The organism is Mycobacterium colombiense, from assembly GCF_001953985.1.
Taxonomy (GTDB): domain Bacteria; phylum Actinomycetota; class Actinomycetes; order Mycobacteriales; family Mycobacteriaceae; genus Mycobacterium; species Mycobacterium colombiense_B.
The window spans coordinates 150885-167667 of record NZ_MBEI01000058.1; the positions used below are offsets into that span (position 1 = coordinate 150885).

At 70.2% G+C, this 16783-nt stretch carries 14 protein-coding genes; 12 read left to right on the top strand and 2 right to left on the bottom strand.

The window, feature by feature from the left end:
* Positions 1 to 133: 133 nt before the first annotated feature.
* The 8 genes from mqo to A5732_RS18030 all read left to right on the top strand — a co-directional run bounded on the left by mqo (position 134) and on the right by A5732_RS18030 (position 10676).
* Positions 134 to 1636, top strand: coding sequence for a malate dehydrogenase (quinone) (gene mqo, locus A5732_RS17995; RefSeq protein ID WP_076102909.1), 1503 nt, complete (start codon positions 134 to 136; stop codon positions 1634 to 1636).
* Complete coding sequence (locus A5732_RS18000) at positions 1633 to 2103, top strand: GNAT family N-acetyltransferase (protein ID WP_064954410.1); 471 nt, start codon at positions 1633 to 1635, stop codon at positions 2101 to 2103. Before mqo ends, A5732_RS18000 begins: the two co-directional genes overlap by 4 nt.
* Positions 2100 to 3935 (top strand): magnesium chelatase subunit D family protein, encoded by a 1836-nt coding sequence (locus A5732_RS18005; RefSeq protein ID WP_076102910.1) that lies wholly within the window; start codon positions 2100 to 2102, stop codon positions 3933 to 3935. The genes A5732_RS18000 and A5732_RS18005 overlap by 4 nt, the downstream gene beginning before the upstream one ends.
* Positions 3936 to 3954: 19 nt before the next feature.
* Complete coding sequence (cobO, locus tag A5732_RS18010) at positions 3955 to 4569, top strand: cob(I)yrinic acid a,c-diamide adenosyltransferase (RefSeq protein ID WP_076102911.1); 615 nt, start codon at positions 3955 to 3957, stop codon at positions 4567 to 4569.
* The gene (locus tag A5732_RS18015; protein WP_076102912.1) at positions 4566 to 5963 is read left to right on the top strand and encodes a cobyrinate a,c-diamide synthase; all 1398 of its coding nucleotides are present in this window, start codon (positions 4566 to 4568) and stop codon (positions 5961 to 5963) included. Before cobO ends, A5732_RS18015 begins: the two co-directional genes overlap by 4 nt.
* A gap of 9 nt (positions 5964 to 5972) precedes the next feature.
* The gene (cobA, locus tag A5732_RS18020; RefSeq protein WP_076051763.1) at positions 5973 to 7178 is read left to right on the top strand and encodes a uroporphyrinogen-III C-methyltransferase; all 1206 of its coding nucleotides are present in this window, start codon (positions 5973 to 5975) and stop codon (positions 7176 to 7178) included.
* A 33-nt stretch (positions 7179 to 7211) separates the two neighbouring features.
* Entirely contained in the window at positions 7212 to 8828 is a 1617-nt protein-coding gene (locus A5732_RS18025) for an MFS transporter (protein ID WP_076051764.1), read from the top strand.
* 99 nt (positions 8829 to 8927) lie between these two features.
* The gene (locus A5732_RS18030; protein WP_076102913.1) at positions 8928 to 10676 is read left to right on the top strand and encodes a proline--tRNA ligase; all 1749 of its coding nucleotides are present in this window, start codon (positions 8928 to 8930) and stop codon (positions 10674 to 10676) included.
* Between the two features lie 6 nt (positions 10677 to 10682).
* On the opposite strand, the gene A5732_RS18035 is transcribed toward A5732_RS18030, so the two are convergent.
* Complete coding sequence (locus tag A5732_RS18035) at positions 10683 to 11129, bottom strand: ferritin-like domain-containing protein (RefSeq protein ID WP_064954403.1); 447 nt, start codon at positions 11127 to 11129, stop codon at positions 10683 to 10685.
* Positions 11126 to 11656, bottom strand: coding sequence for a hypothetical protein (locus A5732_RS18040; RefSeq protein ID WP_076102914.1), 531 nt, complete (start codon positions 11654 to 11656; stop codon positions 11126 to 11128). Before A5732_RS18040 ends, A5732_RS18035 begins: the two co-directional genes overlap by 4 nt.
* Before the next feature lie 228 nt (positions 11657 to 11884).
* On the opposite strand from A5732_RS18040, the gene rimP reads away from it, so the two are divergent.
* The 4 genes from rimP (at position 11885) to infB (ending at position 16742) form a co-directional block, all read left to right on the top strand.
* The gene (gene rimP / locus A5732_RS18045) at positions 11885 to 12418 is read left to right on the top strand and encodes a ribosome maturation factor RimP (RefSeq protein ID WP_076102915.1); all 534 of its coding nucleotides are present in this window, start codon (positions 11885 to 11887) and stop codon (positions 12416 to 12418) included.
* Positions 12415 to 13470 (top strand): transcription termination factor NusA, encoded by a 1056-nt coding sequence (nusA, locus tag A5732_RS18050; protein ID WP_076051768.1) that lies wholly within the window; start codon positions 12415 to 12417, stop codon positions 13468 to 13470. Before rimP ends, nusA begins: the two co-directional genes overlap by 4 nt.
* 173 nt (positions 13471 to 13643) lie before the next feature.
* Positions 13644 to 13889, top strand: a complete 246-nt coding sequence (locus A5732_RS18055) for a YlxR family protein (RefSeq protein ID WP_372236956.1) — start codon at positions 13644 to 13646, stop codon at positions 13887 to 13889.
* A gap of 75 nt (positions 13890 to 13964) precedes the next feature.
* Positions 13965 to 16742 (top strand): translation initiation factor IF-2, encoded by a 2778-nt coding sequence (gene infB / locus A5732_RS18060; protein WP_076102916.1) that lies wholly within the window; start codon positions 13965 to 13967, stop codon positions 16740 to 16742.
* Positions 16743 to 16783 lie beyond the last annotated feature (41 nt).

The window sequence follows — 16783 nt, forward strand, 5'->3', positions numbered from 1 at the left end:
TCGCCGGTCACCCTGCCAGTCACGTGGCCAGCTTAGAGCTTTTGCTGGCCATCGCGCGGCGCACGTCGTTCGCGGCCATTTTGCCTCGGGATAACCTGGGATCGGCCCAGTCGAGGGAAGGACCAGCAAGCCGGTGTCATCGCTAGCCAGAACCACGTCGACGGACGTCGTGCTGGTGGGCGCGGGCATCATGAGCGCGACGCTGGGAGCGTTGCTGCGCAGGCTGCAGCCGGACTGGTCGATGACCTTCGTGGAGCGTCTGGACGCCGTCGCCGCCGAGAGCAGTAGCCCGTGGAACAACGCGGGCACCGGCCATTCGGCGCTGTGCGAACTGAACTACACCCCGCAGCGCGCCGACGGCTCGATCGACATCGGCAAAGCGGTGCGCATCAACGAGCAATTCCAGGTGAGCCGCCAGTTCTGGGCCTACGCCGTGGAGAACGGGGTCCTCACCGATCGCCGCTTCCTCACCCCGATCCCGCACGCGAGCTTCGTGCGCGGCGCGCAAGGCGTCGACTATCTGCGGCGCCGGCAGCGGGCCCTGGCGCCCAACCCGCTGTTCGCCGGCATCGAATTGATCGAGGACGCGGGAGAGTTCGCGCGCCGGTTGCCGTTCATGGCTGCCGGGCGCGACTTCTCCGAACCGACCGCGCTCAACTGGGCCGCCCACGGCACCGACGTCGACTTCGGCGCCCTGACCCGACAGCTCGTCGGGTTCTGCGTGCGCGGCGGCGCGACGGCGCTGTTCGGCCACGAGGTGCGCAACCTGTCCCGCCGGTCCGACGGGGGCTGGACGCTGTCGATCCGCAACCGGCGCACCGGCGAAAAGCGCCGTCTGAACGCCAAATTCGTGTTCGTCGGGGCCGGTGGTGACGCGCTGCCGCTGCTGCAGAAGTCCGGCATCGGCGAGGTCAGGGGTTTCGCCGGATTCCCGATCGGCGGCCGGTTCCTGCGCGCCGCCAACCCGGCGCTCACCGCCGCCCACCGGGCCAAGGTCTATGGCGCTCCGGCGCCGGGCGCGCCGCCGCTGGGCGCGCTGCATCTGGATCTGCGCTACGTCAACGGCAAGCCGTGGCTAGTGTTCGGACCCTACGCCGGCTGGTCGCCGAAGTTCTTGAAACACGGGCACGTCACCGATCTGCCCCGCTCGGTGCGGCCGGACAACCTGGCCTCGCTGCTCGGTGTCGGTGTCAGCCAGCTGACGCTGCTCGGCTACCTGCTGGGGCAGCTGCGGCTGTCCGGACCGGATCGACTGCGCATGTTGCGCGAATTCGCGCCCACCGCAACGGGTTCGGATTGGGAACTGACGGTGGCCGGTCAGCGCGTGCAGGTGATCCGGCGCGACAAGCGCAAGGGCGGGGTGCTCGACTTCGACACCACCGTGGTGGGCGACGCCGATGGAAGCATCGCGGGGCTGCTCGGCGGCTCCCCGGGGGCGTCGACGGCGGTGCCGATCATGCTCGGCGTGCTGGAACGCTGCTTTGCCAACCGCTTTCAATCGTGGCTGCCCGCGCTCAAGGAGATGGTTCCGTCGCTGGGGGCGACGCTGTCGGACGAGCCGGCGCTGTACGACGAGGTTTTTTACTGGGGAACGAAGGTTTTGGGGTTGAGCGATGAGGAGGGGCGGCGCCAGTGACAGAAGCACTGCGACGTATTTGGGCCAAAGACCTTGACGCCCAGACACTCTACGAGCTACTCAAGCTCAGGGTGGAGGTGTTCGTCGTCGAACAGGCGATCCCGTATCCGGAGCTGGACGGGCGCGACCTGCTCGCCGAGACCCGGCACTTCTGGCTGGAGACGCCCGGCGGCGAAGTGATCTCCACGCTGCGGCTGATGGAAGAGCATGCCGGAGGCGAGAAGGTGTTCCGGATCGGACGGCTGTGCACCAAACGCAATGCGCGGGGCCAGGGTCACACCACCCGACTGCTGCGCGCGGCGCTGGCCGAGGTGGGTGACTACCCGTGCCGGATCAATGCGCAGACCTATCTGGCGGACATGTACGCCCAGCACGGATTCGTCCGCGACGGCGACGATTTCCTGGACGACGGCGTCCCGCACGTGCCCATGCTGCGGCCCGGGTCGGGTTTGGCGGCGAAGCCGTGAAGCCCTATCCGTTCAGCGCCATCGTCGGGCACGACCAGCTGCGCCTGGCCCTGCTGCTGTGCGCCGTGCGTCCGGAGATCGGCGGCGCGCTCATCCGCGGCGAGAAGGGCACCGCCAAGTCGACGGCCGTGCGCGGCCTTGCGGCGTTGCTGTCCGAGGCCACCGGCAGCGACGCCGGCCTGGTCGAAATGCCGCTCGGGGCAACCGAAGACCGGGTGATCGGCTCGCTGGATCTGCAGCGGGTGCTGCGCGACGGCGAACACGCGTTCTCGCCGGGCCTGCTGGCCCGCGCGCACGGCGGTGTGCTCTACGTCGACGAGGTCAACCTGCTGCACGATCACCTGGTCGATGTGCTGCTCGACGCCGCGGCGATGGGGCGGGTGCACATCGAACGCGACGGCATCTCGCACTCGCACGAGGCCCGGTTCGTGCTGATCGGCACCATGAATCCCGAAGAGGGCGAGCTGCGTCCGCAGCTGCTGGACCGGTTCGGGCTCACCGTCGACGTCCACGCGTCGCGTGACGTGGACGTGCGGGTGCAGGTGATCCGGCAGCGGATGGCGTACGAGGCCGACCCGGATGGTTTCGCCGAGCGCTATGCCGACGCCGACGCGGAGCTGGCCCGGCGGATCGCCACGGCGCGCGCGCTGGTCGATGATGTGGTGTTGCCCGACAACGAATTACGCCGGATCGCCGCGCTGTGCGCGGCCTTCGATGTCGATGGCATGCGCGCCGATCTGGTGGTGGCGCGCACCGCGGTCGCGCACGCGGCCTGGCGCGGCGCGCGCACCGTCGAGGAAGAAGACATCAGGGTGGCCGCCGAGCTGGCGCTGCCGCACCGGCGCCGCCGCGATCCGTTCGACGACCCGGGCATCGACCGCGACCAGCTCGACGAGGCCCTGGCGCAGGCCGGCTCGGATCCCGACCCCGATCCCGACCCGCCCGGCGGCGGCGAGTCCACCCACACCGGACAGGATGCGCCACAACAGAATTCATCCGAAAACGCCCAGCCGCCGAAGACCAGGCCCAGCGCGCCGCCGGCGAAAACCTTCCGCACCCGCGCGCTGCGGGTTCCGGGGGTCGGGGAGGGCGCGCCGGGACGGCGGTCGCGGGCCCGCAACGCCAGCGGCAGCGTCATCGCGGCCGCCGACGCCGGCGACGCGAGTTGCGCCGGACACGGACTGCACCTGTTCGCCACCCTGCTGTCGGCCGCCGAGCGCGCCGGTGCCGGGCCGTTGCGGCCGCAGCCCGAGGATGTGCGCCGCGCCGTGCGCGAAGGGCGCGAGGGCAACCTGGTGATCTTCGTGGTGGATGCGTCGGGTTCGATGGCCGCGCGCGATCGCATGTCCGCGGTCAGCGGTGCCGCACTGTCGCTGCTGCGCGACGCATATCAGCGGCGCGACAAGGTCGCCGTGATCACGTTCCGGCAGCAGGAGGCGCGGCTGTTGTTGCCGCCGACGTCGTCGGCGCACATCGCCGGCCGGCGGCTGGCCCGGTTCGACACCGGCGGCCAAACCCCGCTGGCCGAAGGCCTGCTGGCCGCGCGTGAACTCATCGTGCGGGAGAAGGCGCGTGACCGGGCGCGGCGTTCGCTGGTGGTGGTGCTGACCGACGGCCGGGCCACCGCCGGTCCGGATCCGTTGGGCCGCACCCGAACCGCGGCGGCCCGGCTGGTCGCCGAGGGTGCCGCCGCGGTGGTCGTCGACTGCGAAACATCCTTTGTGCGGCTGGGCCTGGCCGAGCAACTCGCCCGCCACCTCGGCGGCCCGGCGATCCGCCTCGAGCAGTTGCACGCGGATTCCCTGACGCGTGCGGTGCGCGACGCGGCGTGAGCGGAAAGGGTAAACGCTGATGCCACAAGGCGTTCCACTGCAGGTCCCCGACGACGGCCTGACCACGCGGGCGCGCCGCCACACGCCCGTGCTGGCCGTGCACACCGGTCCCGGCAAGGGGAAGTCCACGGCGGCATTCGGCATGGCGCTGCGGGCCTGGAATGCCGGGATGTCCGTCGCGGTGTTCCAGTTCGTCAAGAGCGCCAAGTGGAAGGTGGGCGAGGAGGCGGTCTTCGCCCAGCTGGGCCGGCTGCACGACCAGCAGCAGGTCGGCGGGCCCGTCGAATGGCACAAGATGGGCGCGGGCTGGTCCTGGACCCGCAAGGCGGGCAGCGACGTCGATCACGCGGCGGCCGCGGCCGACGGCTGGACGGAGATCGCGCGCCGGCTGGCCGATCAGCGTCACGACTTCTACGTGCTGGACGAGTTCACCTATCCGCTGAAGTGGGGTTGGGTGGACGTCGACGAGGTGGTGGGGACGTTGGCCAGCCGGCCCGGACATCAGCACGTGGTCATCACCGGACGCGACGCGCCGCACCGCCTGATCGACGCGGCCGACCTGGTGACCGAGATGGCCAAGGTCAAGCACCCGATGGACGCCGGGCGTAAGGGGCAGAAGGGCATCGAGTGGTGAGCGTTCCCGCCGTCGTCGTCGCCGCCCCCGCGTCCGGCAGCGGAAAGACCACGGTGGCAACCGGTTTGATCGGCGCCCTGCGCCAGGCGGGCCACACCGTGGCGCCGTTCAAGGTCGGCCCCGACTTCATCGATCCCGGCTACCACGGCGTGGCCGCCGGCCGGCCCGGCCGCAACCTCGATCCGGTGTTGGTGGGGGAGAACCTGATCGGCCCGCTCTACGCCCACGGCGCAAGTGGCGCCGACATCGCCGTGGTCGAAGGGGTGATGGGGCTGTTCGACGGGCGGATCGGGCCCGCCGCCACGACTCCCGCGGCCGGATCGACGGCCCACGTCGCCGGGCTGCTGGGCGCGCCGGTCGTCCTGGTCGTCGATGCGCGCGGGCAGAGCCAGAGCATCGCCGCGCTGCTGCACGGCTTTTCGACGTTCGACACCACGACCCGCGTCGCCGGTGTGATCCTCAACCGGGTCGGATCGGACCGGCATGAGCGGGTGCTGCGGCAGGCCTCTGAGCAGGCGGGCGTCCCGGTGCTGGGCGCCATCCCCCGGGTGGCTGAATTGGAGCTGCCGACAAGGTATCTGGGACTGGTCACGGCCGTGGAGTACGGGCAGCGGGCGCGGCTGGCGGTGGAGGCGATGACCGAATTGGTTGCGCGCCACGTCGACCTGTCGGCCATCGTCGCGGTCGCCGGCGCCCGGGTCGCGCAGCCGCCCTGGGATCCCGCGGCGGCGGTGGGGGAGACGTCCGGGGGCGGCGCCACCATCGCGGTGGCGGCCGGCAAGGCCTTCAGTTTCGGCTACGCCGAACACGCGGAGCTGCTGGCGGCCGCCGGTGCCGACGTCGTCGAATTCGATCCGATCGTCGACGCCCTGCCCGACCGCACCGATGCGGTGTTGCTGCCCGGCGGGTTTCCCGAACAGTTCACCGCGGAGCTCTCGGCCAATGCGGTCGTGCGCCGGCAGATCAGCGAACTGGGCGCCGCCGGGGCGCCGATACACGCCGAGTGCGCCGGGCTGATCTATCTGGTCTCCGAGCTCGACGGCCATCCGATGTGCGGTGTGCTGGCGGGACAGGCGCGGTTCACGCCGCAGCTGACCCTGGCGTATCGCGACGCCGTCGCCGTCGCGGATTCGTCGCTGTATGCCGCCGGCCAGCGCGCGGTGGGGCATGAATTCCACCGCACCGCAGTCACATTCACGCAGGACTATCAGCCTGCCTGGATGTACGGGGCCCACGACGCCGACCGGCAGGGCGGCCCCGTGCGCGACGGTGTCGTGCACGCCGGTGTGCACGCGTCGTATCTGCACACCCATCCGGCCGCGGCGCCGGAGGCGGTGGCGCGCTTCGTCGCACACGCCGGCGCCCGGCTTCGCCGCACCCGCGCCCACCACTAGGCTTGCCGGGTGACCGAGAGCGCCTACCTCGCTGGGCTGCGGCTGACCGGCAAAAAGGTCGTCGTGGTCGGCGGCGGCACCGTCGCCCAGCGCCGGCTGCCCTTGCTCATCGCCAGCGGCGCCGACGTGCACGTCATCTCCCGCAGCGCCACCCGGTCGGTCGAGGCGATGACGGGAATCACCCTGGCATTGCGCGAATACCGCGACGGCGACCTCGACGGAGCCTGGTACGCGATCGCGGCCACCGATGACGCGCAAGTCAACGAGGCGGTGGTCGCCGAGGCCGAAAGCCGCCGCATCTTCTGCGTCCGCGCCGACATCGCCGTCGAGGGGACCGCAGTCACCCCAGCGTCTTTCGACTATGCGGGGCTGTCCGTCGGGGTTTTGGCCGGCGGCGACCACCGCCGCTCGGCGGCGATCCGCTCGGCCATCCGCGAGGCGCTGCAGACCGGGCTCATCACGCCCGACAGCCCGGTGAGCTCCGACGTCGTCAAGGGCGGCGTCGCGCTGGTCGGTGGCGGGCCCGGTGACCCCGAACTGATCACCGTGCGCGGCCGGCGCCTGCTGGCCCACGCCGACGTCGTGGTCGCCGACCGTCTCGCGCCGCCGGAGCTCCTCGCCGAGCTGCCCCCGCACGTCGAGGTCATCGACGCGGCCAAGATCCCGTACGGGCGCGCCATGGCCCAGGACGCCATCAACGACATCATGATCGAACGGGCCCGCGCCGGCAGCTTCGTGGTGCGCCTCAAAGGCGGCGACCCCTTCGTGTTCGCCCGCGGCTACGAAGAGGTACTGGCGTGCGTCGAGGCCGGCATACCGGTGACGGTGGTGCCAGGTGTGACAAGTGCCATAGGAGTGCCCGCTTTGGCGGGCGTTCCGGTGACGCATCGGGCGATAAATCACGAGTTCGTGGTGGTCAGCGGCCATCTGCCACCCGGGCATCCCGAATCGTTAGTGAATTGGGATGCGCTGGCCGCAATGTCAGGCACGATTGTTTTGCTGATGGCGGTCGAGCGCATCGAGCTTTTCGCCGACGCCCTACTCAAAGGCGGCCGACCTGCGGATACCCCGGTGCTGGTCGTCCAGCATGGGACGACCGCCGCTCAACACACTTTGCGGGCTACCCTGGCCGACACGCCCGAGAAGATTCGCGCCGAGGGTATCCGACCTCCCGCGATCATCGTGATCGGCGCCGTGGCGGCCTTCGGGCTTTAAACGGTTCTTAAGATTACTGTAAGGTAACCCTTTATGACGGCTCTCAACGATGCAGAGCGCGCGGTGCAGAAACTGGCCTCGGCGCGCCCCGATCGTCCGGCCCCGGTGAGCAGTGCGCGCCCGGCGGAGACCGCCTCCAAGCCCCCGGCGGAGACCGCCTTGAAGCGCATCAGCAAGTACTACCCGGCGTGGTTGCCCTCCCGGCGCTTCATCGCGGCCGTGATCGCGATCGGCGGTATGCAGCTGCTCGCGACCATGGACAGCACCGTCGCCATCGTCGCGCTCCCCAAGATTCAGAACGAGCTCAGCCTGTCCGACGCCGGGCGCAGCTGGGTGATCACCGCCTACGTGCTGACGTTCGGCGGCCTGATGCTGCTCGGCGGTCGCCTCGGCGACACCATCGGGCGCAAGCGCACCTTCATCGTCGGTGTCGCGCTGTTCACCATCTCTTCCGTGCTGTGCGCGGTCGCCTGGGACGAGGCCACCATGGTGATCGCCCGGCTCTCGCAGGGCGTCGGCTCGGCCATCGCCTCGCCGACCGGTCTGGCGCTGGTGGCGACCACCTTCCCCAAGGGCCCGGCCCGTAACTTCGCGACCGCGGTGTTCGCCGCGATGACGGCGGTCGGCTCGGTGATGGGCCTGGTGGTCGGCGGAGCGCTCACCGAGGTGTCGTGGCGGCTGGCCTTCCTGGTGAACGTGCCGATCGGCCTGGTGATGATCTACCTGGCCCGCACGGCTCTGCGCGAGACGAACCGCGAGCGGATGAAGCTCGACGCCACCGGCGCCATGCTCGCCACCCTGACCTGCACCGCGGCCGTGTTCGCCTTCTCGATGGGCCCGGAAAAGGGCTGGGTGTCGATCACCACCATCGGATCCGGCGTGGTGGCGCTGGGCGCCGCGATTGCCTTCGTCATCGTGGAGCGCACCGCCGAGAACCCCGTCGTCCCGTTCAACCTGTTCCGCGACCGTAACCGGCTGGTCACCTTCACCGCCATCTTCCTGGCCGGCGGTCTCATGTTCACCCTGACGGTGTGCATCGGCCTGTACGTGCAGGACATCCTCGGCTACAGCGCGCTGCGCGCCGGCGTCGGCTTCATCCCGTTCGTCATCGCGATGGGAATCGGGTTGGGGCTCTCCTCGCAGCTGGTGTCGCGGTTCTCGCCACGGGTGCTGACCATCGGTGGCGGCATCCTTCTCTTCTGGGCGATGATCTACGGCTCGGCGTTCATGCACCGCGGCGTTGCGTACTTCCCCAACCTGGTGCTGCCGATCGTCATCGGTGGGATCGGCATCGGCATGGCCGTCGTCCCGCTGACCCTGGCGGCGATCGCCGGCGTGGGCTTCGACCAGATCGGTCCGGTGTCGGCGGTCACGCTGATGCTGCAGAGCCTGGGCGGGCCGCTGGTGCTGGCCGTCATCCAGGCGGTGATCACCTCGCGGACGCTGTATCTGGGCGGCACCACTGGCCCGGTGAAGTTCATGAACGACGCGCAGCTGGGTGCGCTGGATCACGGCTATACCTACGGGCTGCTGTGGGTGGCCGGCGTGGCCGTCCTCGTCGGCGGCGCCGCGCTGCTGATCGGCTACACCCCGGACCAGGTTGCGCACGCGCAGGAGGTCAAGGAAGCGATGGACGCCGGGGAGCTGTAGCTCACCGCAGACCCCTTGACGGTCATCGCTGTGCCGGAAGGCGGTGACCTGCAGCGCCCAACTTCGTTGCGCTCGCAGTCACCGCTAGGCTGGCCCGCTGTGATCACCCGGATGTCCCAGTTGTTCTTGCGCACGTTGCGCGACGATCCCGCCGACGCCGAAGTCGCCAGCCACAAGCTTTTGATCCGGGCCGGCTACATCCGGCCCGTCGCGCCCGGGCTGTACAGCTGGCTGCCGCTGGGATTGCGGGTGCTGCGCCGCATCGAGCGCATCGTCCGCGAGGAGATGAACGCCATTGGCGGGCAAGAGATCTTGTTCCCCGCGTTGCTCCCGCGCGCACCGTACGAGACGACGAACCGGTGGACCGAGTACGGCGACTCGGTGTTCCGGCTGCAGGACCGTCGCGGCAACGACTACCTGCTGGGCCCCACCCACGAGGAACTGTTCACCCTGACCGTCAAAGGCGAATACAGCTCGTACAAGGACTTTCCGGTCCTGCTGTATCAGATCCAGAACAAATACCGTGACGAGGCGCGGCCGCGGGCCGGCATCCTGCGCGTGCGCGAGTTCGTGATGAAGGACTCCTACTCGTTCGACATCGACGACGCCGGACTCAAGGCCGCCTACCACGCGCATCGCGAGGCCTATCAGCGCATCTTCGCGCGGCTGCAGGTGCGCTACGTCATCGTCTCCGCCGTGTCGGGAGCCATGGGCGGCAGCGCCTCCGAGGAATTCCTGGCCGAGAGCGCGGTCGGCGAGGACACCTTCGTGCGGTGCCTGGAATCCGGCTACGCGGCCAACGTCGAGGCCGTCGTGACCGCCCGCCCGGAGGCGCAGCCCATCGACGGGCTGCCCGAGGCGGTGGTCCACGAGACCGGCAATACGCCGACCATCGCCACCCTGGTGGACTGGGCCAACCAGGCGGACCTGGGCCGCACCGTCACCGCGGCCGACACGTTGAAGAACGTGCTGCTCAAGGTGCGCCAGCCCGGCGGGGAGTGGGAGTTGCTGGCCATCGGGGTGCCGGGGGACCGGGAGGTCGACGACAAACGGCTGGGCGCGGCGCTGGAACCGGCCGAATACGCCCTGCTCGACGACGCCGACTTCGCCAAGTACCCCTTCCTGGTGAAGGGGTACATCGGACCGAAAGCGTTGCAGGGCAACGGTGTTCGCTACCTGGTCGATCCGCGGGTGGTGGACGGCACCAGCTGGATCACCGGGGCCGACGAGCCCGGGCGGCACGTCGTCGGGCTGGTCGCCGGCCGGGACTTCACCGCGGACGGCACCATCGAGGCCGCCGAGGTGCGCGACGGTGACCCCTCGCCGGATGGCGCGGGGCCGCTGGTCTCGGCGCGCGGCATCGAGGTCGCGCACATCTTCCAGCTCGGCCGCAAATACACCGACGCCTTCACCGTCGACGTGCTCGGTGAGGACGGCAAGCCGGTGCGCCTGACGATGGGCTCCTACGGCCTCGGGGTGTCGCGGATGGTCGCCGTCATCGCCGAACAGCACCACGACGAGCTGGGCCTGCGCTGGCCGTCGGCGGTCGCGCCGTTCGACGTCCATCTGGTGATCGCCAACAAGGACGCGGAAGCCCGCACCGGGGCCGTCGAGCTGGCCGGCGAGCTGGACCGGCTGGGCGTCGAAGTGCTGCTCGACGACCGCCAGGCGTCACCGGGCGTGAAGTTCAAGGACGCCGAGCTGCTCGGCGTGCCCTGGATCGTCATCGTGGGACGGGGCTGGGCGGACGGCGTGGTGGAGCTGCGCGACCGCTTCGGCGGCCAAACCCGCGAACTGGCGACCGGGCCGTCGCTGGCCACCGACATCGCCGCGGCCCTCAACGGCTGAAAACGGCTAGTCGTTGCCGCCGGGGAAGCTCGTCGTGATGGGCCAGGCGCCCAGCACCCGGCTCCACCGGGCGGCCATCACCGCGCTCTGAACCAGGGCCGTCGCGGCGAACGCGCGGTCCGCGCCGGTCTCGGCGTGCTCGGCGACCACGCGCCACGCGCCCGCGCCGTCGTTCTCCATCCGTGCGGCCAGCCGCGCGGCGTCGGCCGGGCCGCCGACCACCAAGGGCAGCTGGTAGCCGGCCGCGGCGATCGGGGCGGTCACCTTGCGGGCCGTCAGCATCGCGATGACGTCGTCGCGGCGCTGGCGGTGCTGCCCGAGCGCCTCCACCACCATGTCGTTCACGCTGGGCGGCGACAGCGCGGACACGATGCCGTAGCCGTAGATCGTCGAGTGCTCGATGGCCAGCGCGTCGCACAGCGCCTGGTTGTCGGCGTCCTTGCCGGAGGTCATATCGACGGACCCCCGGGCACCAGCGCAACCGTGTACGACGCCGTGCAGGACGCCGCGATCGAGGCGAGCAGCCCGGCCCGGTAGCCCGATTCGGTGCCCACCAGGCGGCTCGCGCTGTCGGCCGAGGCGCGCAACGCGTCGATCACGTCGGACACCGGCGGCGGGGGCGGCGGCGGGCCGGCCGGCTGGGCCTGGCTCGGGCTGGGCGCTTCGCTCGAGGGGGACGTGGCGAGCTTGCCGGTCGCGCGCGAGATCTCCGCGGACAGCGCGCGGGCGTGGGCGGCGCGCTGGCTGGCCACCACCGTCAGCGCGGCGGCGACCTGAGGCGGGTTCCCGACGGCCGCGGCGGCGGCACCCGCCAGCGCGCTGTCGTGCCGGGCCTGATCCAACGGCCCCAGCAATTGCTCGACCGGCGGGGGCTTGGGCGCGGACTTGTCACAGGCGGACGCCACCGCCCCGAGCGCAGCCAGGGCCACACCACCGGCGAGGACACCTCGCCTGTTGACGAACGGAACTGCGCTAGCCACAAAGACATCCTGCCATCGGCGCGGGGGCGGGCACGACGCCAGGACGCGATCACGCCGTCATAGGCGATTCCTGGCGTATCGTGGATAGCTGGTTCTCGCAGAGGGCAGCCACCGACAGCAACCGTCGGCACGGACGTTCCTCCGCCGGGACGCCGGAAGTCGCCTGCGAAGCCATCGGGGCGCCGACATCCGCCAGATGACCGGACAACTCAAGATGAGGAGCTCGCCGTGACCACCGGGCTACCGTCGCAGACGCAGGTGATCGAGCTACTCGGTGGAGAGTTTGCGCGCGCCGGATTCGAGATCGAAGACGTGGTCATCGACGCCCGGACCCGCCCACCGCGAATTCTGGTCATCGCCGACGGCGACAACGGCCTCGACCTGGACACAGCGGCCACGCTGTCCCGCTCCGCATCGGCATTGCTCGACGGCCTGGACACCATCGACGACCACTACGTGCTCGAGGTTTCCTCGCCCGGCGTCGACCGCCCGCTGACCAGCGCGAAACACTTCCGTCGGGCCCGCGGCCGCAAGGTCGACGTCATCCTGTCGGACGGATCGAAGCTGACCGGCCGGGTCGGTGAGACCACCGACGATGCGGTCGCACTGGTGGTCCGCGCCGGCCGGGACTGGGAAGTGCGCGAGATCCCACTCGGTGACATCGCGAAAGCGGTTGTCCAGGTGGAGTTTTCGCCCCCTAACCAAGCGGAGCTGGAACTGGCGAGTATGGGTCAGGCCCGGAGGACGGAGACCGGAGCATGAACATCGACATGGCCGCACTGCACGCCATCGAGGTGGATCGCGGCATCTCGGTCAACGAGCTGCTCGAGACGATCAAGTCGGCGCTGCTCACCGCCTACCGGCACACCGAAGGCCATCAGAACGACGCGCGGATCGAGATCGACCGCAAGACCGGTGTCGTGCGGGTGATGGCCCGGGAGACCGATGAAGACGACAACGTCATCAGTGAATGGGACGACACCCCCGAGGGTTTCGGCCGCATCGCCGCCACCACCGCGCGCCAGGTCATGCTGCAGCGCTTCCGGGACGCCGAAAACGAGCGGACCTACGGCGAGTTCTCCACCCGCGAGGGGGAAATCGTCGCGGGCGTCATCCAGCGGGACAGCCGGGCCAACGCGCGGGGGCTGGTCGTGGTCCGGATGGGCACCGAGACGAAGGCCTCCGAGGGCGTGATCCCGGCGGCCGAGCAGGTCCCCGGCGAAAGCTACGAGCACGGCAACCGCGTGCGGTGCTACGTGATCGGGGTGACGCGCGGCGCGCGGGAACCGCTGATCACCCTGTCCAGAACCCACCCCAACCTGGTCCGCAAGCTGTTCTCGCTGGAAGTCCCCGAGATCGCCGACGGATCGGTGGAGATCGTCGCCGTGGCCCGGGAGGCCGGCCATCGCTCCAAGATCGCGGTGAAGTCCAACCTTCCCGGCCTCAACGCCAAAGGCGCCTGCATCGGCCCGATGGGGCAGCGGGTCCGCAACGTGATGAGCGAGCTCTCCGGCGAGAAAATCGACATCATCGACTACGACGAGGACCCGGCGCGCTTCGTCGCCAACGCGCTGTCGCCGGCGAAGGTGGTGTCGGTCTCGATCATCGACCAGGCGGCCCGCGCCGCCCGTGTGGTGGTGCCCGACTTCCAGCTGTCGCTGGCCATCGGCAAGGAGGGCCAGAACGCGCGGCTGGCCGCCCGGCTCACCGGGTGGCGCATCGACATCCGCGGGGACTCGCCCGCCGGCTCCGGTGGGCATTCGGAGAGCCAGTCCGAACACGGCGCCAGCCACGGAATGGCCCACGACCGCTAGCGTCACCCGCGCACCCTCGGGCGGTTCTGACCATCTATTCGGTGACGCTAGACTTAGCCGTGATCCAGCGTGAGCCTTCGTCCTTGGCGCACCGTCATGCGGGTGGACCCGTACGGACATGTGTCGGGTGCCGGAAGCGAGAGCTGGCCGTCGAGCTGCTTCGAGTGGTGGCTGTGCCGAACGGGAACGGCGAATTCGCCGTGATCGTTGACACAGGCAATAGCCTGCCGGGGCGGGGTGCGTGGCTGCATCCCGGGCCGCAGTGCGCGCAACAGGCAATCCGGCGGCGGGCTTTCACCAAAGCGCTGCGCATCACCGGTTCACCGGACACATCCGCGGTGATCGAGCACATAGAGTCTCTCTGTGCGCCCGAGCGCCCGGCAACAGAACAGGTAGCAAAGAACATGAGCACACCGTGAAGTCCCGATGACAATGCGTCATAGCTAAACCCGAGGCGCGGCCCCACGACTGTCGCCTCATAGACAGGAGATGTAGTGGCAGGTAAGGCCCGCGTACACGAGTTGGCTAAGGAACTCGGTGTCACCAGCAAGGAAGTCCTCGCCCGACTGAATGATCAGGGCGAATTCGTTAAATCCGCATCGTCGACGGTAGAAGCGCCGGTGGCTCGCCGGCTGCGCGAGTCCTTCGGCGGCGGCAAGGCCGCCGAGAAGGCCCCGGCGAAGGCCTCCGCACAAGCGGGGGCCAAGCCGCCCGCCGCCAAGGCCCCCGACAAATCGCTCGACAAGGCCCTCGACAACGCCATCGGCAGCGCCGGCGGCAACGGCGAGGCGACGGCGACGCCCGCGAAGCCCGCCGCCCCGCAGGCCTCCGCCGCGGCGCCCGCCGAGGCACCGGCCCGGCCCGGCCCGGCTCCCGCCCGGCCTGCCGCGCCCGCACCCGGCCAGCCGAAACCGCCCGCACCAGGGCAGCCGCCCGGCCAGGCGCCGCGCCCCGGCATGACGCCCGGCCCGCGTCCCGGCCCGATGCCCAAGCCCCGCGCCCCGCGCGTCGGAAACAACCCCTTCTCGTCGGCGCAACCCGTCGACCGGCCCATCCCGCGTCCGCAGGCGCCCCGTCCCGGAGCGCCCCGCCCGGGCGCCCCGCGTCCCGGCGGCGCTTCGCCGGGCAATATGCCGCCCCGGCCCGCCGGTGCCGGTGGACCCGGTCGCCCGGCCCGGCCCGGCGCCCCGCGTCCCGGCGGCGCCCCTCCCGGTGGTCCCGGCGGCCGTGACGGAGGCGGCGGCAACTACCGCGGCGGCGGTGGCGGCGGAGTCGGCGCGCCGCCCGGAGGTGGCGGCGGTTTCCGTGGCCGTCCCCGCGGCGGTGGCGGTGGCCGTCCGGGACAGCGCGGCGGTGCGGCCGGCGCCTTCGGCCGTCCCGGCGGTGCGCCGCGACGCGGTCGCAAGTCGAAGCGGGCGAAGCGCGCCGAATACGAGAACATGCAGGCGCCCGTCGTCGGTGGCGTGCGGTTGCCGCACGGCAACGGCGAGACGATCCGGCTGGCCCGCGGCGCGTCGCTGAGCGACTTCGCCGACAAGATCAACGCCAACCCGGCCTCGCTGGTGCAGGCGCTGTTCAACCTCGGCGAGATGGTCACGGCCACCCAGTCGGTCGGCGATGAGACGCTCGAGCTGCTCGGCAGCGAGATGAACTACGTCGTCCAGGTCGTCAGCCCCGAGGACGAGGACCGCGAGTTGCTGGAGTCCTTCGACCTGACCTACGGCGAGGACGAGGGCGGCGAGGAAGACCTGCAGACCCGGCCGCCGGTGGTGACCGTGATGGGTCACGTCGACCACGGTAAGACCCGACTGCTGGACACCATCCGGAACGCCAGCGTCCGCGAGGCCGAGGCGGGCGGCATCACCCAGCACATCGGTGCCTACCAGGTGACCGTCGATCACGACGGAGAAGAACGGCCGATCACCTTCATCGACACCCCGGGTCACGAGGCGTTCACCGCCATGCGTGCCCGCGGTGCGAAGGCCACCGACATCGCCATCTTGGTGGTCGCCGCCGACGACGGCGTCATGCCGCAGACGGTGGAGGCCATCAACCACGCCCAGGCGGCCGACGTGCCGATTGTGGTGGCGGTCAACAAGATTGACGTCGAGGGTGCCGACCCGGCCAAGATTCGCGGCCAGCTCACCGAATACGGTTTGGTGGCAGAGGATTTCGGTGGCGACACCATGTTCGTCGACATCTCCGCCAAGCAGGGCACCAACATCGAGCAGCTGCTCGAGGCGGTGCTGCTGACCGCCGACGCGGCCCTGGACCTGCGGGCCAACCCCGACATGGAGGCCCAGGGTGTGGCGATCGAGGCGCACCTGGACCGCGGTCGCGGGCCGGTCGCAACGGTCCTGGTGCAGCGCGGCACGCTGCGCGTCGGCGACTCGGTGGTGGCCGGCGACGCGTACGGCCGGGTTCGCCGCATGGTCGACGAGCACGGCGAGGACGTCGAAGAGGCGCTGCCGTCGCGACCGGTGCAGGTCATCGGTTTCACCTCGGTGCCCGGCGCCGGCGACAACCTGCTGGTCGTCGACGAGGACCGCATCGCCCGCCAGATCGCCGACAAGCGCAGCGCGCGCAAGCGCAACGCGCTGGCGGCGCGTTCCCGCAAGCGGATCAGCCTGGAGGACCTGGACTCGGCGCTGAAGGAAACCAGCCAGCTGAACCTGATCCTCAAGGGCGACAACGCCGGTACGGTCGAGGCCCTCGAAGAGGCCCTGATGGGCATCCAGATCGACGACGAGGTGGCGCTGCGCGTCATCGACCGCGGTGTCGGTGGCATCACCGAGACCAACGTCAACCTGGCGTCGGCCTCGGACGCGGTGATCATCGGCTTCAACGTGCGCGCCGAGGGCAAGGCCACCGAGCTGGCCAACCGCGAGGGTGTGGAGATCCGCTACTACTCGGTGATCTACCAGGCGATCGACGAGATCGAGAAGGCCCTGCGCGGCATGCTCAAGCCGATCTACGAGGAGAACCAGCTGGGTCGCGCCGAGATCCGGGCGATCTTCCGGTCCTCCAAGGTCGGCATCATCGCCGGCTGCATGATCAGCAGCGGCATCGTGCGCCGCAACGCCAAGGCGCGGCTGCTGCGGGACAACATCGTGGTCACCGACAACCTGTCGATCACCTCGCTGCGACGGGAGAAGGACGACGTGACCGAGGTCCGCGAGGGCTTCGAGTGCGGTATGACGCTGGGGTACTCCGACCTCAAGGAAGGCGACATCATCGAGTCCTACGAGTTGGTCCAGAAGGAACGCACCTGACCACCGCCGACCATGCAGAACGTAGTGATGAGGAGAAGGCG

Excerpts from the sequence above, each read along its gene's own strand:
- A5732_RS18025 (WP_076051764.1), top strand. The coding sequence starts at position 7,212 with ATGACGGCTCTCAACGATGCAGAGCGCGCGGTGCAGAAACTGGCCTCG.
- cobO (WP_076102911.1), top strand. The coding sequence starts at position 3,955 with ATGCCACAAGGCGTTCCACTGCAGGTCCCCGACGACGGCCTGACCACG.
- A5732_RS18035 (WP_064954403.1), bottom strand. The coding sequence starts at position 11,129 with ATGACCTCCGGCAAGGACGCCGACAACCAGGCGCTGTGCGACGCGCTG.
- nusA (WP_076051768.1), top strand. The coding sequence starts at position 12,415 with ATGAACATCGACATGGCCGCACTGCACGCCATCGAGGTGGATCGCGGC.